The sequence below is a fragment of the Flavobacterium sp. N2038 genome (genome assembly GCF_025947185.1).
Lineage (GTDB): Bacteria > Bacteroidota > Bacteroidia > Flavobacteriales > Flavobacteriaceae > Flavobacterium.
The window spans coordinates 1,956,162-1,979,055 of record NZ_CP110001.1 but is presented as its reverse complement, the minus strand read 5'-3'; the positions used below and the strand labels follow the sequence as shown (position 1 = coordinate 1,979,055).

The 22,894-nt window shown below is 32.9% G+C and carries 23 protein-coding genes; 13 read left to right on the top strand and 10 right to left on the bottom strand.

All coding sequences use genetic code 11. The features are described from left to right. Positions 1–11: 11 nt before the first annotated feature. Together OLM51_RS09025 and OLM51_RS09020 are read right to left on the bottom strand one after the other, a co-directional pair. Positions 12–296 (bottom strand): hypothetical protein, encoded by a 285-nt coding sequence (locus tag OLM51_RS09025; RefSeq protein WP_264553987.1) that lies wholly within the window; start codon positions 294–296, stop codon positions 12–14. Between the two features lie 132 nt (positions 297–428). Next, entirely contained in the window at positions 429–908 is a 480-nt protein-coding gene (locus tag OLM51_RS09020) for a Dps family protein (RefSeq protein WP_213258108.1), read from the bottom strand. 109 nt (positions 909–1,017) lie between these two features. Here OLM51_RS09020 and OLM51_RS09015 point away from each other — a divergent pair, with 109 nt between their 5' ends. After that, positions 1,018–1,959 carry a LysR substrate-binding domain-containing protein gene (locus OLM51_RS09015; protein ID WP_264553986.1) on the top strand — a complete coding sequence of 314 codons (942 nt, stop codon included), beginning with the start codon at positions 1,018–1,020 and terminating at the stop codon, positions 1,957–1,959. Between the two features lie 31 nt (positions 1,960–1,990). On the opposite strand, the gene OLM51_RS09010 is transcribed toward OLM51_RS09015, so the two are convergent. Next, positions 1,991–2,188, bottom strand: a complete 198-nt coding sequence (locus OLM51_RS09010) for a hypothetical protein (protein ID WP_017496117.1) — start codon at positions 2,186–2,188, stop codon at positions 1,991–1,993. A gap of 166 nt (positions 2,189–2,354) precedes the next feature. Continuing rightward, a complete protein-coding gene (mnmD, locus tag OLM51_RS09005) occupies positions 2,355–3,020 on the bottom strand; it encodes a tRNA (5-methylaminomethyl-2-thiouridine)(34)-methyltransferase MnmD (protein WP_264553985.1) in 666 nt (221 codons plus the stop codon). A gap of 312 nt (positions 3,021–3,332) precedes the next feature. Between mnmD and OLM51_RS09000 the strand changes: the two genes are divergently transcribed. Next, positions 3,333–4,403, top strand: a complete 1,071-nt coding sequence (locus tag OLM51_RS09000; protein ID WP_264553984.1) for a branched-chain amino acid aminotransferase — start codon at positions 3,333–3,335, stop codon at positions 4,401–4,403. Positions 4,404–4,461: 58 nt separating this feature from the next. Here the strand turns inward: OLM51_RS09000 and OLM51_RS08995 are convergent, their stop codons facing one another. Continuing rightward, complete coding sequence (locus OLM51_RS08995) at positions 4,462–4,842, bottom strand: nucleoside triphosphate pyrophosphohydrolase family protein (protein WP_264553983.1); 381 nt, start codon at positions 4,840–4,842, stop codon at positions 4,462–4,464. 82 nt (positions 4,843–4,924) lie between these two features. On the opposite strand from OLM51_RS08995, the gene OLM51_RS08990 reads away from it, so the two are divergent. The 5 genes from OLM51_RS08990 to OLM51_RS08970 all read left to right on the top strand — a co-directional run bounded on the left by OLM51_RS08990 (position 4,925) and on the right by OLM51_RS08970 (position 8,032). Continuing rightward, the gene (locus OLM51_RS08990; RefSeq protein WP_264553982.1) at positions 4,925–5,113 is read left to right on the top strand and encodes a hypothetical protein; all 189 of its coding nucleotides are present in this window, start codon (positions 4,925–4,927) and stop codon (positions 5,111–5,113) included. A gap of 161 nt (positions 5,114–5,274) precedes the next feature. Then, complete coding sequence (locus OLM51_RS08985; RefSeq protein WP_264553981.1) at positions 5,275–6,492, top strand: SRPBCC family protein; 1,218 nt, start codon at positions 5,275–5,277, stop codon at positions 6,490–6,492. 68 nt (positions 6,493–6,560) lie between these two features. Beyond that, the gene (locus tag OLM51_RS08980; RefSeq protein ID WP_264553980.1) at positions 6,561–7,103 is read left to right on the top strand and encodes an RNA polymerase sigma factor; all 543 of its coding nucleotides are present in this window, start codon (positions 6,561–6,563) and stop codon (positions 7,101–7,103) included. A 33-nt stretch (positions 7,104–7,136) separates the two neighbouring features. Continuing rightward, the gene (locus tag OLM51_RS08975; RefSeq protein ID WP_264553979.1) at positions 7,137–7,553 is read left to right on the top strand and encodes a hypothetical protein; all 417 of its coding nucleotides are present in this window, start codon (positions 7,137–7,139) and stop codon (positions 7,551–7,553) included. A gap of 17 nt (positions 7,554–7,570) precedes the next feature. Then, positions 7,571–8,032, top strand: a complete 462-nt coding sequence (locus OLM51_RS08970) for a sensor of ECF-type sigma factor (protein ID WP_264553978.1) — start codon at positions 7,571–7,573, stop codon at positions 8,030–8,032. Between the two features lie 68 nt (positions 8,033–8,100). Here the strand turns inward: OLM51_RS08970 and OLM51_RS08965 are convergent, their stop codons facing one another. Continuing rightward, positions 8,101–9,162: a WD40/YVTN/BNR-like repeat-containing protein gene (locus OLM51_RS08965; protein WP_264553977.1), complete on the bottom strand. Its 1,062-nt coding sequence runs from the start codon at positions 9,160–9,162 to the stop codon at positions 8,101–8,103. A gap of 235 nt (positions 9,163–9,397) precedes the next feature. Between OLM51_RS08965 and OLM51_RS08960 the strand changes: the two genes are divergently transcribed. The 3 genes from OLM51_RS08960 to OLM51_RS08950 all read left to right on the top strand — a co-directional run bounded on the left by OLM51_RS08960 (position 9,398) and on the right by OLM51_RS08950 (position 14,152). Continuing rightward, positions 9,398–10,684, top strand: a complete 1,287-nt coding sequence (locus OLM51_RS08960; protein ID WP_264553976.1) for a hypothetical protein — start codon at positions 9,398–9,400, stop codon at positions 10,682–10,684. A gap of 131 nt (positions 10,685–10,815) precedes the next feature. Next, complete coding sequence (locus OLM51_RS08955) at positions 10,816–12,789, top strand: KUP/HAK/KT family potassium transporter (RefSeq protein ID WP_264553975.1); 1,974 nt, start codon at positions 10,816–10,818, stop codon at positions 12,787–12,789. Between the two features lie 148 nt (positions 12,790–12,937). Next, complete coding sequence (locus tag OLM51_RS08950) at positions 12,938–14,152, top strand: RsmB/NOP family class I SAM-dependent RNA methyltransferase (protein ID WP_264553974.1); 1,215 nt, start codon at positions 12,938–12,940, stop codon at positions 14,150–14,152. A gap of 98 nt (positions 14,153–14,250) precedes the next feature. Here OLM51_RS08950 and OLM51_RS08945 read toward each other — a convergent pair whose 3' ends face one another. Beyond that, entirely contained in the window at positions 14,251–15,294 is a 1,044-nt protein-coding gene (locus tag OLM51_RS08945; protein ID WP_264553973.1) for an AMP-binding protein, read from the bottom strand. A 15-nt stretch (positions 15,295–15,309) separates the two neighbouring features. Then, complete coding sequence (locus tag OLM51_RS08940) at positions 15,310–16,236, bottom strand: CPBP family intramembrane glutamic endopeptidase (protein WP_264553972.1); 927 nt, start codon at positions 16,234–16,236, stop codon at positions 15,310–15,312. Between the two features lie 111 nt (positions 16,237–16,347). On the opposite strand from OLM51_RS08940, the gene arsC reads away from it, so the two are divergent. Then, positions 16,348–16,692: an arsenate reductase (glutaredoxin) gene (gene arsC / locus OLM51_RS08935; RefSeq protein ID WP_264553971.1), complete on the top strand. Its 345-nt coding sequence runs from the start codon at positions 16,348–16,350 to the stop codon at positions 16,690–16,692. 95 nt (positions 16,693–16,787) lie between these two features. Then, positions 16,788–19,247: a TonB-dependent receptor domain-containing protein gene (locus OLM51_RS08930; protein WP_264553970.1), complete on the top strand. Its 2,460-nt coding sequence runs from the start codon at positions 16,788–16,790 to the stop codon at positions 19,245–19,247. Positions 19,248–19,420: 173 nt separating this feature from the next. Here the strand turns inward: OLM51_RS08930 and OLM51_RS08925 are convergent, their stop codons facing one another. Beyond that, positions 19,421–19,594, bottom strand: coding sequence for a hypothetical protein (locus tag OLM51_RS08925; RefSeq protein ID WP_026984685.1), 174 nt, complete (start codon positions 19,592–19,594; stop codon positions 19,421–19,423). Between the two features lie 329 nt (positions 19,595–19,923). Here OLM51_RS08925 and fumC point away from each other — a divergent pair, with 329 nt between their 5' ends. Continuing rightward, positions 19,924–21,309, top strand: a complete 1,386-nt coding sequence (fumC, locus tag OLM51_RS08920) for a class II fumarate hydratase (protein ID WP_264553969.1) — start codon at positions 19,924–19,926, stop codon at positions 21,307–21,309. A gap of 143 nt (positions 21,310–21,452) precedes the next feature. On the opposite strand, the gene OLM51_RS08915 is transcribed toward fumC, so the two are convergent. Continuing rightward, positions 21,453–22,655, bottom strand: coding sequence for an NAD(P)-dependent oxidoreductase (locus tag OLM51_RS08915; RefSeq protein ID WP_264553968.1), 1,203 nt, complete (start codon positions 22,653–22,655; stop codon positions 21,453–21,455). Positions 22,656–22,894 lie beyond the last annotated feature (239 nt).

The following is a 22,894-nucleotide window of genomic DNA, read 5'->3' as shown; positions in this document are numbered from 1 at the left end:
AATCGGAAGTATTATGCCAAGTTGGGAGGGGGAGCAAATATGCTTGGAGAAATATTGTCCAGTTTTACAATATTTTCAGACACTATAGTCTTTTTTTCAATATAAACGGGCATTATTACTTCATGTTGAAGTATTGCCGGATAAACAGCTGCCTTAAGTTCTTTATGCGAGTGCTCCTCTTCAGAAAAACTGAAAAATATAGACGTATCACTGTTTTTCTTAATCAACGTTACAATGGTAGGCGTCGATAAGAAAGCAATGAATATGAATAATAATATGCGGGCAACTAATTTCATTGAGGCAAAAATAGCGTTAAACAAATAAAATCAAAGCGTGAAGCAAAAAATTTTATAGAAATTTAACATAAATAAAAAAGCAGAATTATCTAAAACGACAATTCTGCTTTTAATTCTTTCATAGACAAAACATTAAAGCTCTTCTTCAAGCCATGCATTCATCATCCAAATTGTTTTTTCCTGCTCTGCAATGAAGTCACTCATCATAGAATTTGTTCCTTCATCATTGATTTCGGCAGATTGATTCAGTATTTCTCTCTCAATTTTTAACAAATCTGATAATGAATTCACAATCAAATGAACTGCTTTTTCGTCATTTGAAATATTTTTTCCAACAGCTAATTTGTTGTTTTTGATATAATCTTCAAACGTATGTAATGGAGTTCCTCCTATTGTTAAAACTCTTTCGGCTATCATATCTATTTTTAATTGAGCATCTGTGTATAATTCTTCAAATTTCACGTGTAAATCAAAGAAACGTTTTCCACGAATATTCCAGTGAATTCCTCTCAAATTTTGATAATATACTTGAAAATTAGACAATAAAACATTTAATTCTTTTACTAATAACTCTGATTCTTTTACAGGTAATCCTAAAATATTTGTTTTCATAATCTTCTTTTTTATAACTAAGTTTACTACAAATTTAAGGGAACTTCTTCAAAAAAATTATAAAAAAAAATTATATTTTCTTATTTTTGCATCAAAAATTACTATCAAAATGACTATAACACAACTACAATATGTATTAGCAGTTGCCGAACATAAGAATTTTACCCTTGCTGCCGAAAAATGCTTTGTAACGCAGCCAACCTTAAGTATGCAAATTCAGAAAATTGAAGAAGAACTTAATATTTTAATTTTTGATCGAAGCAAAAAACCAATTCAGCTTACTGATATTGGCCAAAAAATTGTAAATCAAGCCAAAAATATCGTAAACGAAGCTGATAGAATTAAAGATATTGTAGAACAACAAAAAGGTTTTATTGGTGGTGAATTCCGTTTGGGTATTATCCCGACCATTATGCCAACGCTTTTACCTATGTTTCTTAATAATTTTATTAAAAAATATCCAAAAGTTAAGCTCTTAATTGAGGAGCTTAATACTGATGAAATTATTGTAAAATTAAAAAATGGTCATCTTGATGCTGCCATTGCCGCAACGCCTCTTGAAGATGAAAAAATCAAGGAAATTGTTCTTTATTTTGAGCCTTTTGTAGCTTATATTCCTGAGCACCACGCCAGTTTTCAGAAAGAAGAAATTGAGGTGACGGATTTAAACCTAAATGAAATTTTACTTTTACAGGACGGGCATTGTTTTAGAGACGGAATTTTAAATTTATGTAAAAACGGGACTGATATCGAACAAAATAATTTTCAGATTCAAAGTGGAAGTTTTGAAACCTTAATTAAATTAGCCGACGAAGGTCTTGGTACAACATTACTTCCGTATTTGCACACCTTAGATCTAAAAGAATCCGATAAACTAAAACTGCGTAATTTTAAGGAACCAAAACCCGCTCGTGAGGTAAGCTTAATCTACCCTAAAAGCGAATTAAAAATGCAAATCATTGATGCATTAAGATCTACAATCTCCGGAGTAGTAAAAGGAGCCATTGTTTTTCAAAATGTTCAAATCATTAGTCCACTACAAAAGAAATAAAATAAAAAAGGAGCCAATTGGCTCCTTTTTTCTATACTTTAATTAGTAGTAGACTTTGTTTTAATTCTGGTTTCTCAATTATAAAATTTAACAACCATTCTTGCAATTGTTCCATTTCATAAGGTAACAGTGTTTTGATAGCTTTTTCTAATTCTTTACAGAAAAGTATCGGATCGAAACTTACTCTCTCAAGTATTGATTTCGTGTAATCAAACATCATTTTTGACATAATAAAATAAGATTTTCGGGGGTTATCTATATTTTTAAACTCGCACCAAATTTAAACAAATATGCTATATAAAGATTATTTTTAACTTATTTTTTTAAAAACTTTATAACCGAATACGTTTTCTTACTGCACATATATCAATGTAGAATTATTCTAAATAGCTAATCTATAACTTTTTAAAAGCTCTAAACATTTCACGTTTTCCGGGAGGGCCTGCCAATTTTTCGACTGTAAATCCAACTGAAATCATACTTCTTTTAACAACTCCCCTTGCAGCATATGTTACTAAAACTCCATTAGGCTTTAAACTATTGTACATTTTTTGAAAAATTTCGGTACTCCATAACTCCGGCTGCACGCGATATCCAAAGGCATCAAAGTAAATCAAATCAAAAATTTCATAATCGTCAATTTCATCAAAAAATTGTTTTCTTTTGGTTAACGAGAAATCCGCACTAATTTCAATTTTCTTATTCCATTCGCTTTCGTGCATTTTTTTAAAAACCGGAGAATAATGTTCCGCTTCCAATTCTGCCACATAATTCATTGCCAAAACCTCTTCTGCATTTACAGGATATGCTTCTACACCAACGTAATCGATTCTTTGCTTTTTTTGTTCTGATTCTAAAAAAGTAATAAAAGCATTTAATCCAGTACCAAAGCCAATTTCTAAAATCGAAACCGGATTTGCCTCAAATAATGACAATCCGTTTTTAATAAATACATGCTTCGCTTCCTGAATTGCTCCGTGTTTTGAATGATAACTCTCATTCCATTCTTCCAAATGAATTGTTGTTGAGCCATCTAGCGTCTTAATTATTTCTCTTTTCACAATTTTTCGAAATTTACAATGGAGATTTACTGATTTCCAGTCCATTTTAGACGCCAAATTTAATCAAAACAAATGCGTAAAGCCTTAAAAAATGACAGTTTTTTCATAAATTCTTTATAAAACTTAGCCAAAATTTTAGGTTTATTATAAGATAAACAAATCTCAATTAAACACAGGAATTAATGCAGTTTTACCAAGTAAATTATATATTTTTCCGTAATTTTGCATTTAAGAAAACCTATTCTTCATCAGATCATTACGTTAGATTTTTATCTGAGTCAGGAATACAAATTAGACAAAAAACACATAATTATGAGTACAACTCAAACAAGCAAAATTGAAATCAGAAAAGCTACTTCTTCTAAGATAAGCTCTGTAGACTTTGAAAACTTAAGCTTTGGTGCTGTATTTACAGACCATTTATTAGAATGTGATTATAAAAACGGACAGTGGCAGACTCCGGTCATTAAGCCATATGCTCCAATTTTAATGGATCCATCTTCAAAAGTCTTCCATTATGGACAAGCCATTTTTGAAGGAATGAAAGCTTATAAAGATGAGAACAATGATGTTTGGTTATTCAGACCTGATGAAAATTATAAACGTTTCAACAATTCTGCTGTACGTATGGCTATGCCAGAAGTTCCGGAAGATGTATTTATGGAAGGTTTAAATGAATTATTAAAGATTGATCAGGAATGGATTCAAAGAGGAAACGGAGCAAGTATGTACATCCGTCCTTTTATGATTGCTACAGGACCAGGAGTTATTGCAAACCCTTCTGACGAATATAAATTCATGATCTTACTTTCTCCTGCAAAATCATATTATGGAGGCGAAGTAAAAGTAATTATTGCAGAGCATTACAGTAGAGCTGCAAATGGCGGAATTGGTGCTGCAAAAGCAGCAGGGAACTATGCTGCACAGTTTTACCCAACTAACTTAGCAAACAAAGACGGTTTCCAACAAGTTATCTGGACTGACGATGCTACACACACTAAACTAGAGGAAGCTGGAACAATGAACGTTTTCTTTAGAATTAATGATACTTTAATGACTGCTCCAACAAGCGAAAGAATTTTGGATGGTATTACCAGAAAAAGTTTAATTGCAATGGCAGAAAAAGAAGGTCTAAATGTTGAAGTTCGTCCGGTTATTGTTTCAGAATTAGTTGAAGCAGCTAAAAACGGATCTTTAAAAGAAATCTTTGGAGCTGGTACTGCAGCAGTTATCAGCGTTATTAAAGGATTCTCATATAAAGGTGAATATTATGAAATGGCTCCAATCGAGAATTCATACGCTTCATTCTTGAAAGAAAAACTAACAAGTCTTCAAAACAAGCTTTCTGAAGATACTTATGGATGGACTGTTAAGGTTCAGTAATTCCAACTAAATTTATAACACAAACCCAACAGGTTTCAAAAACCTGTCGGGTTTTCTATTATAGTAACTTCGAAAAATCGGGTTTAAAATAATTAGGCCCTTTCATTACTTTACCATCTTCACGATATATCGGCTGCCCGTCTTCTCCAAGCTTACTCATATTACTACGTTGAATCTCATCAAAAACAGCTTCAATTTTATCCTGTAAACCATGTTCAATAATAGTTCCGCACAAAATATACATCATATCGCCCAGTGCATCAGCGATTTCAACTAAATCATTATTCTGAACTGCTTCAAGATATTCTTCATTTTCTTCTTTCATCAAATTATAACGAAGCATTTTTTTTGTTGCACCCAAATCAGCAATTGGACTTTGGCTATGACCTATTCTAAAAGCAGTATGAAATTCAGTAACTGCATCAAGTTGTTTCTTCATGATTTTTTATTGATTAAATGAAGTGGCAAATTAGCAACTATTCATATACAATTCTCTAAATTTGTCAAAAATTATTTAAATTATGTTTAGTCAGGGACAATTAATATTTGCAGTTTGTTTTTTTATCGCCTTTGTAATCGTTATGATATTTGCTTATCGAAAAGATCTGGCACTGCACAAAATTTTTTATAAAGGAAATTATAAGGTATTAATTGGCTTTTTACTTTTCATTGTAATTTTGTTTGTGATCAAAATCTTTCTCAAGAGATAAAGTCTCTCTGAATATATTTTTAATAAAAATTACAATTAATATATTTCAAAAACGTTTTCCTAGTCAGGAATACAATTAAATACAATATCTTTATTTTTTGACGCTACTATTACAGCTAGCGATAAAATTTATAACTTTACGACACCAAACCTCCTACTCCAATGAAGATTCTAAAATATTTATTTCTTTTAGCATTATTAAGCCTAGTTGCACTTACTGTTTTTGTTGCTACCCAAAAGGGTATTTTTTCTGTAGAAAGAAGTAAAGTAATCAATTCACCTAGAGCTACTGTGTACAACTATGTAAATGATTTTAGAAATTACGAAGATTTTGAGTCTTGGGCACTTGAAGATCCTTCAATTCAAATGACTTATCCGAATAAAACAAGCGGAAACGGAGCATCTTTTTACTGGACTGGCAATCAAGGCACTGGAAACGCTATTACTTTAAAAACCAAAGAAGGAGAAAGTATTCACCAAAAAATGAAATATGACGGAACAGAAGCTGATGTTAACTGGACTTTTAAAGATACTTTAGGCGGAAAAACTAAAGTAACCTGGAAAGCTAAAGGAACCATGAGCTTTTTGTTTAAGATTTATACAGCGCTAAATGGCGGCTCTGATAATATTATCGGAACGATTTATGAAAAAACGCTTGTAAACATTGACAAAAATCTGGATTACGAAACCAAGACATTTGCTGTAAAAGTAGATGGGGTTGTGCAAAAAAACGAAACTGCCTATATTAAGCAAACATTTACAAGCGAAATCCAAAAAGTAAATAAAAATGCCCGAATTGTTATTCCGAAACTTATCCAGTTTAGCGAAACAAACGGTTTAAGCATTACAGGAAAACCATTTGTAATTTACCATACTTACGATACTACAACCGGATTAGCAAAAATTTCAATCTGTTTACCTATTAACAAAGAAATCTCTACAAGTTCAGGGAGTGATATTTTAGCTGGAAAACTAAATGGATTTGACGCTGTTAAAACAACCTTAACAGGCGATTATTCGCATACCAATGAAGCTATTACAAAAACTAAAGCTTATATTAATAACGAAAAAATTATTCCAGACCTAAGCTGGTCGCATCTTGAGATTTTGACAGTAAGCAAGTTAGATGTAAAAAGTCCATCGAAATTAGTAACAGAAGTTTATTTTCCAATTAAACCAAAAGTAGTTCCTGCTACTACTGTTCCTGTTGGAACACCTGTTTATGGAACTGAAACGGAGACAGAAACTGAAACCGGAACAGAAGCAGCCGCTCCAAAACCTGTAGCCACTAAACCCGTAGCAGCAAAACCTGCAACACCAAAACCAGCAGCACCAAAACCTGCTCCAACTACAACAAAAGAAGAAGAATCAGAATTTTAATACCAGAAATTAAACCTTTTGTATCAAATTCATTCTAACTCTTTTTAAAGCTTGATAAATCAAAAAGTTTGAGAGACGAAAAGGAATTTATACAACAATTATTAAACCCTCAAACGCAAAACACAGCGTTTCAAAAACTTATATCTGATTATCAGAAACCCTTGTATTCTCATATTCGAAACATTGTTTTGAATCATGATGATACAGATGATGTTTTGCAGAACACTTTTGTAAAAGTATTTCAGTACTTAAAAAACTTTAAAGGAGAAAGCAAGCTTTTTTCCTGGATGTATCGAATTGCGACAAATGAAGCTTTGACATTTTTGAGCCAAAAGGCAAAATTAAAAGGAATTTCATCAGAAGAACTACAGAATAAAACAATCGATAATTTAAAATCGGATGTTTATTTTGATGGAGATGAAATTCAGATTAAACTTCAAAAAGCAATAGTAACGCTGCCAGAAAAGCAACAACTTGTATTTAAAATGAAATATTTTGAGGAATTAAAATACGAAGAAATCGCAGAAATACTTGGCACATCTGTCGGAGCATTAAAAGCATCTTACCATCATGCAGTAAAAAAAATTGAAATTCATGTTACATCAAATTAAACCTTTTGTAACAAAACCTGTCTTATAGATATTATGAAAGCATTTAAATTAGAAAACGAGCCAAAAATCAAATCCGGATTTAATACTCCGGAGCATTATTTTGATGATTTTTCGGTAAAAGTTTTACAGCAGTTAGAGAATGAAAAAGAAGTAAAAGTAATTCCGTTTTATAAACGCAAAAATGTACTTTCAATGGCAGCCGCAGCTGTTGTTTTTATAGCCTTAATGATTCCGATAGTAAACAATTACAATGCCACATCAAAAGATCTTGATGAAGCAACTCTGGAAACTTACTTATCCTATCAGTCAAATCTGAACCAATATGACCTGATTCAGAATCTGGACACAAAAGACATTCAAAAACTAAATAAAAACGTTGCTATTGAAGATGAAACACTTGAAGATATCCTGGCAACAAATCCAAATATTGAACACTTAATTTCTGAATAAAAAATAAAACTTAAAATATGAAAATCAAAAATATACTACCGATACTTCTATTTTTAGTAAGTTTTTCATTTTATGCACAAAATGGAAAAACAGATGAAAAACGCGAAAAGATTAAAGCTTACAAAGTTTCCTTTTTAACGACCGAATTAGAATTAACTCCAACAGAAGCTGAGAAATTTTGGCCTATTTACAATGCTTATGATGATAAGCAGTTTGAATTGAGACATCAAAAGATGAAAACCTTTATGAAACAGCTTGACGATGACAAGATCAACTCTATTTCAGAAAAAGAAGCGGCTGTTTTGCTTTCTCAAATGGAAAGTACAGATAAAGAACTTTATGTTTTACGTGATAAATACAATTCAAACCTCAAAAAAATACTTTCAGCAAAGAAAATATTGAAGCTAAAAAAATCTGAAGACGATTTTAATCGAAAATTATTAAAACAATATCGAGATAAAGCCGCCGCGAAAGATTAATTAAAAATACAACAGCGAAGAACCCTATATAATAATACTTACTTTATTATTTAGGGTTCTTTTTATTATTATATAAAAGTAATTCGAATCATTTTATTATAACCTGCAGCAATAGCAGTGTTTTTATTAATAAATCGAATTGTAAAAAGTTTAGATTCATCAGATAACTGTTTCCATGTTGCTCCACTATCCTGAGAATACTGAATACCGGAAGCTCCAACGCAAACAAGCTCTTTAGCATTACTTCCAGGAACATATTGTATGCATGAAGCATATCCAAATCCTTGATTTTGCCCTATTAACTCCCAAGTTTTTCCTCCATCTTTTGTAATAATCTTATTATCTGAATTAATGGTCGGGTAATCATAATCCCCTCCGGCCGCAAATCCGTTTTTAGAATCATAGAAATCGGCCGTAAAAATTCCTGTCATTTCTTTACCCTGAACAATAGGTGTTTCAACCACTTTCCATGTCTTTGCTTTATCCGGCGAATAAAAAACACGTGCTTTTTTTCCTCCCGAAACCAGCCAGGTATCATTTCCTTTTATTACAATATTGGTATTACTTGCCGCAAAAGCAGCTTCACCTGTGGTATTAGTAGGCAATTTATCTGACAACAATTTAGTCCAGGTTTCTCCTCCATCACGAGTAACAATTATAGAAAAAGTATCTTCAGTCGGATCTCCAATAGCGATTCCTTCTTTATCATTCCAGAATTGCATGCTATCGTAAAAGACTTTAGAATTTATCTCTTTGTAAACTAATTTAACTTTTTGATCTTTTTTAGAAACCTGATACAATAGAGCCGGATTTCCAACACTTAATAAAAACACACTTTTAGAAGTCTGCGCAATACTTCTAAATTCAAGATTTAAAGTGTCGCGATAAATATGATCTTCAAATTTTTCTCTTTTATTTAAATCAAAATAACCAAAGCGAGAATTATCTGCCCCATACCATACTCTGTTATTATCTATTGCAATAGCTCGAATACTAATTTTATCCTGAAATAAAACCTCTGTCTGCATTGAAACAAAACCACCATTTACAACTTCTTCTTCTCTGTTAGTCAAAGATTTAAAAGACACAAATAAGACAAAAGCGCCACAAAACAAAATTATTTTTTTCATTGAATATAGATTTAGGTGTTGCTAAAATACAATTATTTATAATAAATAAAATAGGTTTCGTTTTTTTATGATTAATAATTTTCGCGGTCATTTTTTTTCAAAACCAAAATTAAAATTATCCCACCAAAAATATAACAAATTAAAAATCAATATCTTAAAATCAAAATAAGATCACTATAATTTTTTGGCACAGTAATTGGATATTTGACAATAATAATTTTTAATATTATTTGCCATGAAAACGAAACTACTCATACTAGCATTATTAACGATAGGATTAAGCTCTTGTTCTGTTCAGAGTCAAACAACCGTTTACGCAAAAAATTCAGATATCAGCGACAATTTAGATTTAAGAGCTGTTGCTTCAATGTTTGGAGAATCATCAAATCTTCAGGATTTTGAAAGAAGATTAAATGACCCTAAATATCAAATATCAAATCTCGATTTAAACGGAGATGATCAGGTTGATTACCTTCGAGTAATAGAATCTGTAGAAGACAGAACACACGTAGTAATTATTCAGGCTGTTTTAGATCGTGACGTTTATCAGGATGTTGCTACTCTAGATGTTGAAAGAGATAATTACAACAAAGTAAGCGTACAGATTGTTGGAAACACTTATTTATATGGAGCAAATTACATTTATGAACCTGTTTATAACGTTGTTCCTGTAATTTATTCTTCATTTTGGGTTACAAACTACCGACCTTATTATTCAACCTGGAATTGGAATTATTACCCAACCTATTATGTAGCATGGAATCCATATCCAATCTACAGATACAGAAATAACATAAATGTGTGTATAAATGTACATAACAGTTACAACTATGTGAATTACAGAAGAAGCTACAGAGCTCCAGTAATGTATGAAACAAGACGTACCTATGGCTATGAAAGAATCAGACCAAATTATAGCTTTGAACAAAGACATGCTAATGTAAGCAACAGATATGATTTAGATCAAAGACGAATGGCAGGCAGAGAATCAAACAGATCTCAAAACACCTACAGTACTAACAGAACTAGTACAAACAGAGTTTCTTCGTCAGATAACAGAAATTACAATACTAACAGATCTGCTACAGACAGAACGTACACCAATACGAATCGTGCTTCAACTGGAAACAGAGATAGTTATGGTACTGTAAATACTTCATCAAGATCTGAAAATAACCAAAGAACTCCGTCAACAAATTATGATCGTAACAATTCGACCGTTTCAACACCAAGAGCCAGTTCAGAAAACAGATCCTATTCTAACAGAATGAGCACACCAAGACCAGAGACTTCACAAAGATCAGAGTCTTCCAGAAATTATTCTGAAAACAGAATGAGTACCCCAAGAGCAGAAGTACCTCAAAGAGCTGAAACATCAAGAGGTTATTCTAATGAACGATCAAATGCCGGAGGCCAGAGCTCACAACGTTCAGAATCTGCAAGAGTAAGTCAGGAAAACAGAGGCGCTCAACCACAAAGAGAATACAATTCAGGTTCAAGAGGCGGAGGAAGACGAGGCTAATAAAACCTTACTATTAGATAATAAAGAAAAGCACAATTTACAGATTGTGCTTTTTTTTATCTTTTTAATTATAATTGTAGCTAATTTATTTTAAAACAGTAAATTTGCAACCGTCTTTTATCAAAATATACATGAGCGCATCGCATAAAAACTTACACAGTAAGTTGTCTATAGGGGGTTTATTGATCACATTAGGAATTATTTATGGAGATATTGGTACTTCTCCTTTATATGTAATGAAGGCCATCCTTGGTGAACACATTATTAATGCTGACATTGTTTTAGGCGGAATTTCCTGTGTTTTCTGGACTTTGACTCTACAAACTACGATAAAATATGTACTTATAACCTTAAGCGCGGATAATCATGGTGAGGGAGGAATTTTTGCATTATATGCATTAGTCAAAAAAACTAAAATACAATGGCTCATTGTGCCCGCCATTATTGGAGGAAGTGCCTTACTTGCCGACGGTATTATAACACCACCTATCTCGATTTCATCTGCCGTAGAAGGAATTAGAGCTTTTTATCCTACAATGGAAACTGAAACGATTGTTTATATCGTAATCTCCATTTTATTTGTTTTATTTACTATCCAGCAGTTTGGAACTAAACTGGTTGGAAAGTTTTTTGCTCCAATGATGTTAATTTGGTTCGCTATGTTAGGAACCTTAGGAGCAATTCAGGTGTTTCATTATCCGGAAGTAATAAAAGCTATTAATCCTTATTATGCTTACCATTTATTGTCTATTCATCCTGATGGCTTTTTTGTTCTTGGATTTGTATTCTTATGTACAACAGGAGCTGAAGCATTGTACTCAGATATGGGACACTGTGGTAGAAAAAATATCAGAATCAGTTGGATGTTTGTAAAAGCAACCCTGGTTCTAAATTATTTTGGCCAGGCGGCTTACTTAACACATCATGAAGGTAGTACTTTACAACAATTAGGCGGAGAGAATGGTAATCCATTTTATCTGATTATGCCTCATTGGTTTCTTCCATTCGGAATTGTGGTTGCAACTCTAGCAGCAGTAATCGCTTCTCAAGCCCTTATCAGTGGTTCATTTACATTGATTAATGAGGCTATGCGTTTAAATTTCTGGCCAAAAGTAAAAATCAAATATCCTACCGAAGTAAAAGGACAATTATATATCCCCTCAATCAACTGGTTATTGTTTTTTGGTTGTGTTGGAATCGTTCTTCACTTTCAAAAATCGGGAAATATGGAACACGCATATGGTTTAGCTATCATTTTATGTATGATTATGACAACCATTTTACTTAACTATTATTTAATCATGAAACGTGTAAAACTGTACTTTATGGTACCGTTAATTACGATTTACTTATTGATTGAGTTCAGTTTCCTTATTGCCAACATTACGAAATTTGCAGAAGGTGGTTATGTAACTTTGATCATTGCTATACTACTTATCTCAATAATGACGATTTGGTATCTCGCTAAGAAAATCAACAAAAACTACACGAAAGTTGTTAAGATTGATGATTACAAAAAAGTATTAATGGAGTTGAGCGAAGACTTATCAATACCAAAATATGCTACTCATTTAGTTTATATGACCAATGCAAGTCGCGTAGATGAATTGGAGGAAAAAGTAATTTATTCGATTTTACAAAAACGACCAAAAAGAGCTGATATTTATTGGTTTGTACACGTAAACATTCTAACTGAGCCTTATAAAACACAATATAAAGTTACAGAAATTGCTAAAGACGATATTTACAGAATCGATTTTAATTTAGGTTTTAGAGAACCAACCAAAATCAATCTGATGTTTAGAGAAGTAATTCGTGACATGGTAAAACGTGGCGAAGTAGACATTACAAGCCGTTACGAATCATTGAACAAAAACAATATCATTGGTGACTTTAAATTTGTACTGTCAGAGAAATTCCTTTCAAATGACAATGACCTAAGATGGCATGAGAATATTATCATGAATTCTTATTTCTTTATCAAGAAACTGAGTTTGTCTGAAGAAAGAGCTTTTGGATTAGACAGCAGCTCGGTGAAAATAGAAAAATTCCCAATGGTTCTTCACGCTCCGGAAAACATTGGACTAACAAGAATTACAAAATAAAAACTGCTTGCAGAAATATCATAAAAAACACTCTTTTAAAACTTTTATAAGAGTGTTTTTATTTTTAAAAGAAAGCTAAATAAGAATCAGAAATTAAAAATTTAACTTTCAATCAATTAATAGTACCTTTGCAACTCAAATTATAGAAATGAGATTACACAGAAATTTAGTTTATACTACCATAGATTCTTTGAATGCGATATTCAATGAAGGAGAATATGCAGACAAAGTGGTAGCACGAGCATTAAAAAAAGACAAACGTTGGGGAAGTTCTGACAGGAAGTTTGTTGCTGAAACAATATACGAAATTGTTCGTTGGAAACGTCTGTACGCAGAAATTGCGGAGGTTAAAGAACCTTATGACAGAGATAATTTATGGAGAATGTTTGCGGTTTGGGCAGTTTTAAGAGGATATCCAATTCCTGATTGGAGACAATTAGAAGGAACACCGGAAAGAAAAATAAAAGGTCGTTTTGACGAACTTTCAAAAGTTAGAGCTCTAAAAGAATCTATCCCGGACTGGATGGATGAATTGGGCGTAAAAGAACTTGGCGAAAAAGTTTGGGCTAAAGAAATTGCAGCTCAAAATCAACCTGCAAAAGTTATTTTAAGAACCAATACACTTAAAGGAACTAAAGAGAATCTGAGAAACACTTTGATGGATTTGAATATTGAAACAGAATATTTAAAAGATCAACCGGAAGCTTTAGTTTTAAAAGAAAGAGCAAATGTATTTTTAACAGACGCTTTCAAGCAAGGTCTTTTTGAAGTTCAGGATGCAAACTCACAATTAGTTGCCGGTTTCCTTGACGTAAAACCTGGAATGCGTGTTGTTGATACTTGCGCAGGTGCAGGTGGAAAAACATTGCACATTGCTTCTTTAATGGAAAACAAAGGACAATTAATTGCAATGGATTTGTATGAAAGCAAACTAAAACAATTAAAATTAAGAGCAAAAAGAAATGGTGCTTTTAATATTGAATACCGCATTATTGACTCTACAAAAGTCATCAAAAAACTACATGAAAAAGCAGACCGTGTTTTAATCGATGCGCCTTGTAGTGGTTTAGGTGTTTTAAAAAGAAACCCTGATTCTAAATGGAAATTACAACCTGAATTTATCGATAACATTCGTAAAGTTCAGAGTGAAGTTTTAGAAAGCTATTCTAAAATTGTAAAACCAGGTGGAAAATTAGTTTATGCAACCTGCTCTGTTTTACCATCAGAAAATCAGGAACAGGTTGAGAAATTCTTAAAAACAGAAATCGGAAAACAATTTACATTCATTCAGGATCGTAAAATTTTAGCTTCAGAATCTGGCTTTGACGGATTTTATATGGCACTTTTAGAGCGTAAAGCTTAGGCTTTTATAAATATTAAATATTCAAAATCCCAAATTCCAACTTTATACTGGAGTTTGGGATTTATTTTTTCTTCAATATTTATATAACGAATTGGAATTTAATCTTGTAAACTTGGTTTACGTAACAATTTTCCATTTTCATTTTCTTTAAATTTAGGAACAAAAACAATTTCTTTTGGTTTTTCAAATTTCCCTAAAACATCAAAAAAATCAGGTGCAAAATCCTGTTTTTCTCCTTCAATAACCAAAATTAATTTTTCACCTAAAACCGTATCGGGAACTCCGGTAACAAAAAACCTATTGGTAATTTTTCCAATTAATTTAGCTTCTATCTGTTCCGGAATCAGCTTCACTCCTCCACTATTTATAACATTATCTATTCTTCCTAAAAAAGTGAATTGGTTTTCATTTACTAAATCTATCAAATCATTAGTAACAATCGGTTCATCAGAAATAGACGAAACATAAATTACCAGACAACCACGGTCATCTTTCTGAATTTTTACATTTGGCAAAATCGAAAAAGCTTTCACTCCCACTTTTTTAGCAGCAATATGCGTTATGGTTTCCGTCATTCCGTAGGTTTCGTAAATATCTGTTTTTAATGGCAAAAGCTTCTCCTCAAGGGCGCTGTCAATTTTTGCTCCGCCAATGATTAACTTTTTTATATTTCCAAGTTTTTCAATCGAATTTTGAACTTGCAAAGGTACCATCGCTACAAAATCATACTGCTTATTATTATAAGCCAATGGCTCTGTGCTTGGAACAACAACATCTAATTCTAATCCTAAAATCAAACTGCGAACCAGCATCATTTTACCTGCAATAAATTGCGTTGGCAGACAAAGCAAAGCTTTATTTCCTGGCTCCAGGCCAAAGAAATCTCCTGTAGCCAATGCTGATTGAATCATTGCCTTCTTCTCTAATCTCACCAATTTAGGAAGTCCTGTAGTTCCAGAAGTGGTCATTTCGATATAATCCTTATGATCAAACCAATCCAGAAAAAATTCTCCGATAGCTCTTTCATAAGCATCACCTTCTTTTATAAAACTGTATCCTACACGACACAAATCTTTTGCGTTTAAGTGATAACCGTTTAATTTGAAATAGTTGTGTACTTTTTTATGTGTTAACTCCAACATGGTATTTATTTCTTTTTAAGATTCCAAAACATTAATTTCTCCCGTTAATCTTTCTTTCCAATTGGTCCAATTATATTTTTTACTAAAGATAAAAAGCAAAATTGGATAAACCACTACAACTGGCAAAATCACATCAAAACCGGCTGAAGGCTCAGACATATCCTTAAAAATAGAATGCGTCTGAAAAACTGACCAATCTGAAGTTACTAACAATGCCCCAACCAGGTTATTAGCCGCATGAAAACCAAGTGCTAATTCCATTCCTTCATCCATAAGCGTAATAACTCCTAAAAACAAGCCAGTCCCTATATAATAGACCATTACAATATAACCCATTTTTTCAACCTCAGGATTAAAAATATGCAAGCTTCCGAAAATAATTGAAGTCATTAATAGTGGAAACCATCTATTTCTGGCCAGATTAGCAAAACCCTGCATTAGATATCCTCTAAAAACATATTCCTCTGTAGTAGTTTGAATCGGAATCAATACTGAACCTACAACGAATAAAATCAGAAACGGAACCAACTTAAAATTCCAAACAAAACTCTCTGGTGATTTAAAATAAACCGCGACAAAACTCAATACCGAAAAAAAAGACCAAAGCCCAAATGAAAACAAAATACGTTTCCAATCTACTTTTTTTCTGGAAGTGGTTACAGACAAAAAGGTCTGATGATGAATATATTTTACCACAAAATAAACACCCACCAAAGCAAAGGCAAACGAAATCATTACCAGAAACAATGTTAAATTTGGTTCAAAGATTTTCATTACCGCTGCATCATCTGTCGGAACTTCTTTTTTATTTATAAAACTAGAATATAAAACTGCCGCTGAAAAAGGGATCTGACCAATAAACGAAGCGATAATAATTAAGACAGATCCTACAAGATATAGCCCAAATTTATTTTGAGTTTTAATTCCTTGTTCTAAAAACATAAATTTTAAATTTAAATGAGAATACAATTTAGTAACTAAATCTTACTTTTGGTCTCGCTAAAATACCAATTTTTTATTTTATCAGTCGTAGAACATCTAAAATATAACAAAATGATACAAATTTATCATAACCCACGTTGTGGCAAATCTAGAAACTGTCTTGCTTTTATTGATCAGACAAAACAAGAATATGAAATCATTCCGTATTTAACAGATACCCCAGGTTTTAATGGGCTAAAAGAATTACTAGAAAAACTAAATCTGGATCCCATTCAATTAGTACGAGTTAAAGAAGCTATCTGGACAGAAAATTATAAAGGCAAGAATCTAAGCAATGACGAAATTATTCAGGCAATGGCAGATCATCCTATTTTAATTGAACGTCCGATCGTTATTAAAGACGGAAAGGCAATTATTGGACGAGATTTAGACCTTGTAGCTTCTTTTTTAGATTGATTATAAAAAGGTAAATTAACATTTTTTTGTGATTCAGCTCTTTAAACCAAAAGCTACATTTGTCGTCTAACGATCAAAAGAAACCAAAAATCACAATGAAAAAATTGAAATTTGCTGTACTCCTTGTGCTGTTTTTTACAAGTTTTTACAACTACGCACAACAGGCACCTCCTGGTAAGAACAAGGTAAAAGTAACCGGAAAAGTTTTTGAGAAAGTAAGCAAACAACCTCTGGAGTATGCGACTGTATCGATTATGGCTCCAAATGATACCAAAGTTATAGCGGGAGGGATTACCAATCCAAAAGGCGAATTTGAAGTAGCAGTTGCACCGGGAACCTATGACATAAAGGTTGAATTTATTTCTTTTAAAGCAACCGAAATAAAAGGAAAAAATATCTCAGGAGACACCAATCTTGGAGTTGTAAACCTTTCAGAAGATGCTGCGCAATTAAGCGAAGTAGTTGTTCGTGCTGAGAAATCGACAGTTGAAATTAAACTAGACAAAAAAGTTTATAATGTTGGTCAGGACATGATGGTAAAAGGAGGAACTGTAAGTGATGTTCTTGACAATGTTCCTTCAGTTTCTGTTGATACCGAAGGAAATGTAAGCTTAAGAGGAAGTGATAATATCAGAATTTTAATAGACGGGCGCCCATCAACAGCCATAAATATTGCTGAGGCTCTACGTCAGCTTCCTGCCGATGCCATCGATAAAGTTGAAGTAATCACCAATCCATCTGCACGTTATGATGCCGAAGGAGGTTCAGGATTAATCAATATTATTCTAAAAAAAGGTAAAAACCAAGGCTTTAACGGTACTTTTATTGCCTCAACAGGAATTCCTGAAGCATATGGTTTAAGTGCCAACTTAAATTATAAAACCGAAAAATTAAACTACTTCACCACTATGGGATACAACCATAGAACCAATGAAGGTTCCGGTTTAACTAATACCGAATATTTAAACGCTAACGGAACTCCTAAAGGATATCTGGATGAAGATCGCGATACCAAAAGAACTTCGGATGGTTTTAACGGAAGAGCCGGAGTTGAATGGACTATTACTCCAACCACTTTCTGGACAAATGCTATCAATTATCAAAAAAACTCGGGAGATACAAGAGATTTAATTAATTACAACAATTTCGATGCATCACATAACTTTACAGGAACCTCTTTCCGTTTAAACAATGGTGATACCGGAAATCAAAATATAGAATACACTTCTAATTTAATTAAAAATTTTAACGATAAAGGACACAAACTTACCGCCGACTTATCGATTTCAAAAAATGATGATGACAGTAACAGCACCATCACAGCTTCTCCAAATTACAATACAACATTAAACGACCAGGTTCAAAAACAAGTATTATTACAAGCCGATTATGTTTTGCCATTAGGAAAAGGAAGTCAATTTGAGGCCGGATATAAAGGTAGTTTTGGAGATTTGAATAATGAGTATTTTGTAAAAGATGAAAATGACGTAAAAGATCCGAACTTATCAAATACCTTAGAATACAAAGAAAACATCAACGCGATTTACACGCAATATGGTCTTAAAGTAAATAAATTCTCTTATTTATTTGGTTTACGCTGGGAAGACACCAACATTCATGTCAACTTATTAGACACGAATGATTTCAATACAAAAAAATACAACAACCTCTTTCCTAGCGCATTTATTAGCTACGAAATTTCAGATCAGAGTAATTTTACAGCAAGTTACAGTAAACGCTTAACAAGACCAAGAGGACGTTTTATGAATCCTGCGGTTAACTATTCAAGTAACATCAATATTTTTCAGGGAAATCCGGATTTAGATCCGTCTTTAACTGACAAGTACGATATTGGCTACATCAAGCGTTGGGATAAAGTAACTTTCAGTTCATCTGCTTATTTTGAAGATACAAAAGATGTTTTCAGCTTTGTGAGAACTCCAAATGGTAAATTAGTTGATGGTATTCCGGTTATTCTAAACCGACCTATTAACCTAGGAAAAGAGCAAAAATTTGGTTTCGAATTCACATTCAATTATACTCCTTTCAAATGGTGGAGAATTAACAGTAACTTCAACCTTTACAATGTAAAAACAACGGGAGAAAACACTTATGTTGATTTCAATGGCAATACAGTTGTACAAAATCTTGACAATCAAGCCAACACCTGGTTTGCCAGAATCAACTCAAAATTAACTTTACCTTACAAAATAGACTGGCAATTAAACGCCACATACAATGGTGAACAAAAAACAGCTCAGGGAAAAAACTTAGATCAATTTGGGATGAATACTGCATTTAGCAAAGATGTTCTAAAAGACAAAGGAACAATTGCTTTCAACATCAGCGATATTTTCAACTCAAGAATTATGAGATCCTATACGTACCTTCAAAATGCTACAACTCTTGAAAGCCAGACATCTTATAGCGAAATGCAATTTCGTAAACGTCAGTTCAACTTATCATTCACTTATCGTTTCAACAAACCAAAAAGTGAAAGAGAAAAAGGCGGACAGCCTAAAGAAGGTGATGGCGGCGGAGACTTTCCAGGTTAACATTAACTAAAATTCCAATACTAAAAATCTCAAATTCCAAATTCCAACTTTACCAATTGGGATTTGGAATTTCTTTTTTAGAATTTACCAATGAAAGATTGGAATTTGGAATTTCTCTTTTAAACAAAAAAAAGAACCCAAAAGGGTTCTTTTTTTATGACATCAATCTAAAATTAAATAGATTGCTCTTCTTGTCTTTTTTTAGCTCTCTTTTCTTTGAACATTTCCCAGCTTGCTCCCGTAACCCAATAAGATACGAAACCAACTAAGAAAAACATTAACCAAAATCCTATAGTAAGAATGGTTAAGAAAAGTAAAAAGCCTAAGTACTGTGAAAATTCAAACATGTTTTCCGGAATTTTTGAATGTTACGACAAATGTAGGTTATATATTGTTTTTCAGCAATAAAATCTAAATCAATTTTCATGAAATAACATTTATGCGTATATTTATACTCATTTTAAATAAGCTTTTTTTTGATTGCGAGGCCTTTTAAACAAAGAGTTTATTAAAAATTATACTAATTTTCGGGAGCTGCTTCCTGCTGTCCGCTATATCTTTTATGGTGAACGCCACCATAAAAGGATGCCGCTTCCATCAGGGCTATAGAACTCGTTTTCAAAAGATAAGACAAATACACTTTACATTTTTTAAATAACATTTTACAAACAACAAAATGAAATACCGTATAGAAAAAGACACCATGGGCGAAGTTCAGGTCCCTGCCGATAAGTATTGGGGAGCACAAACAGAACGTTCCAGAAATAATTTTAAAATAGGACCATCGGCATCTATGCCAAAAGAAATTATAGAAGGTTTTGCTTACTTAAAAAAAGCAGCCGCTTATGCTAATTACGATTTAGGCGTTTTACCAATCGAAAAAAGAGATGCCATCGCAGCAGTGTGTGACGAAATTCTCGAAGGAAAACTAGACGATCAATTTCCATTGGTAATCTGGCAAACAGGTTCGGGAACGCAAAGTAACATGAATGTTAATGAAGTAATTGCTAACCGTGCTCAGGTTCTTAAAGGTTTTGAAATTGGCGAAGGCGAACAATTCATCAAAGCCAACGATGATGTCAATAAATCACAGTCATCAAATGACACCTTCCCGACCGGAATGCATATTGCAGCCTACAAAATGGTTGTAGAAACCACAATTCCAGGAGTAGAAAAACTACATACAACTCTTGTCAAAAAAGCGATAGAATTCAAGGATGTTGTCAAAATTGGCCGTACACACCTTATGGATGCAACACCGCTCACTTTAGGACAGGAAATTTCCGGTTATGCTACTCAATTAGCCTTCGGATTAAAAGCTTTAAAAAATACACTGACACATTTATCTGAAATCGCTTTGGGCGGAACTGCAGTTGGAACCGGTCTTAACACTCCAAAAGGATATGATGTAAAAGTTGCCGAATATATTGCAAAATTTACCAATCATCCTTTTGTAACCGCAGAGAATAAATTTGAAGCGCTTGCAGCACACGATGCAATTGTTGAAACACACGGAGCACTAAAACAATTGGCGGTTTCTTTAAATAAAATTGCAAATGATGTAAGAATGTTGGCCTCGGGACCACGTTCAGGCATTGGGGAAATTCATATTCCGGAAAATGAGCCTGGATCTTCAATTATGCCCGGAAAAGTAAATCCAACACAATGCGAAGCCTTAACAATGGTTTGTGCCCAGGTAATTGGAAATGATATGGCAATTGCTGTTGGTGGAATGCAGGGACATTATGAACTAAATGTTTTCAAACCTGTTATGGCCGCAAACTTTTTACAATCTGCTCATTTATTAGGTGATGCCTGCATTTCATTTGACGAACATTGTGCTCAGGGAATCGAACCAAATTATAAACGCATCAAAGAGTTAGTAGACAACTCTCTAATGCTTGTTACCGCTTTAAACACTAAAATAGGCTATTACAAAGCCGCCGAAATTGCTCAAACCGCTCATAAAAACGGAACAACTTTAAAAGAAGAAGCAGTACGTTTAGGCTACGTAACTGCAGAAGACTTTGATGCCTGGGTAAAACCTGAGGAGATGGTTTAATTTCAAGTTATGAATTTTGAATTTTGAGTTATGAGTTAACTTACAAAATCATAATTCTCTTAAAACAAAAAGGTAAAAACATAATGTTTTTACCTTTTTTATAATTTAACAATGAGCAAAACTCATAACTAATAATTCATAACTCATTTACCGTCTACATAATCCTGCAAATAGCTGAATCTTGGAGTAAGTTTTCCTTTTTCTGTGATTTTAGCACGCTTTAAGATTCCATCTTTATCTCCGTTAAAGAAAGCCGGAATAACAAATTCCATAAATTGCTCACCAAAACCTTCACTCGCATCTTTCGGAATTTCACAAGGTAAATTATCTACTGCCATTACAGCCACAGCTGCCGGATGAAACACATCTACCTCTTTATCTTCAAGAGGAAAGTATCCATAAATAGGTTCTGCAATAGTCGAAGAACGAATTGTACAGGCAATTGGTCCATTTACATCACAGGAAATATCTGCCACAACTTTCAATTTACAATCACTTGCATTGAGCATTTCACGAGTTAAAATCATTGGTGCATTACTCGCATGAAAATGTCCGGCAAAATAGATATCCGAAACCTTCGTAAATCTTTCAAAATCTGAAACATATTCTTCAGGATGCGCTACAAAATCCTTAAAATCCAGAACTTGTCCATCTTTACGCTTGTTATACTCTAAAACATCTAGCTGAACATAAACAGCCTGTGTGTATTTTTTGTTTAAATAATTATCAACCGTGATTTCTTTTACTTTTATAGCATCCAGAATTTCTTTTGCTCCGCTACCAACTTTTCCAGTTCCGGTAACAACAAATTTTAAGGCTGGCATTGTGATACGCTTTAAATGCATAATCAAAGCCTCTTTTCCAGAAAGTGTTTCTGCTTTTGGAAGTTTAAACAATTCAAATTTTAAACCGAAAGCACGAATTCCGTTGTAAACACCAACCATTCCGGCATATTTTCCGAAACCAATTAAACGATGATCATGTTCATTAACAATGGTTTCATGATCATACAAATCAATGTTTTTTTCCAGAATCGCTTGCAATAATTTTCTATTGTGCGGCTGTTTTTTGATGGTATGGGAAAAAAAGAAATATGCTTTATTTGGAATCAAATTTTCAACCGGAACTTCTTTTACGCCAAATAAAACATCAGCATCAGAAACATCATCTGTAATTGTAATTCCCATGTTTTTATAATCATCATCAGAAAATATTCTGATATCAGAGCTTTCTACTTCAACAGTTGCATTGTGATATTGTTGTTTTAATTTCGCAAGCTCATCCGGAGCAAATACCACACGACGATCTGGCGGGTTTTTTCTTTCTTTTATTATTCCAAATTTCATTTATAAGGTCTTTTTACTTTTAATAATATAACTTTTTTGGTAGTTTTTGTTTCAAATATAACAAATTTAGTTAAAGTTTTATCTTTAATTTATTATTTAGAATGTTTCAAAACCATTAGATACTGAAAAACAAACTACTATATGACAGAATAGTTAAAACTATGTTAAAGAGGTGTTTTTAAGTGCCTAAAATGCGAAAACATCAAAATTGAATTCGATATATTTGTTTTTAAAGAACG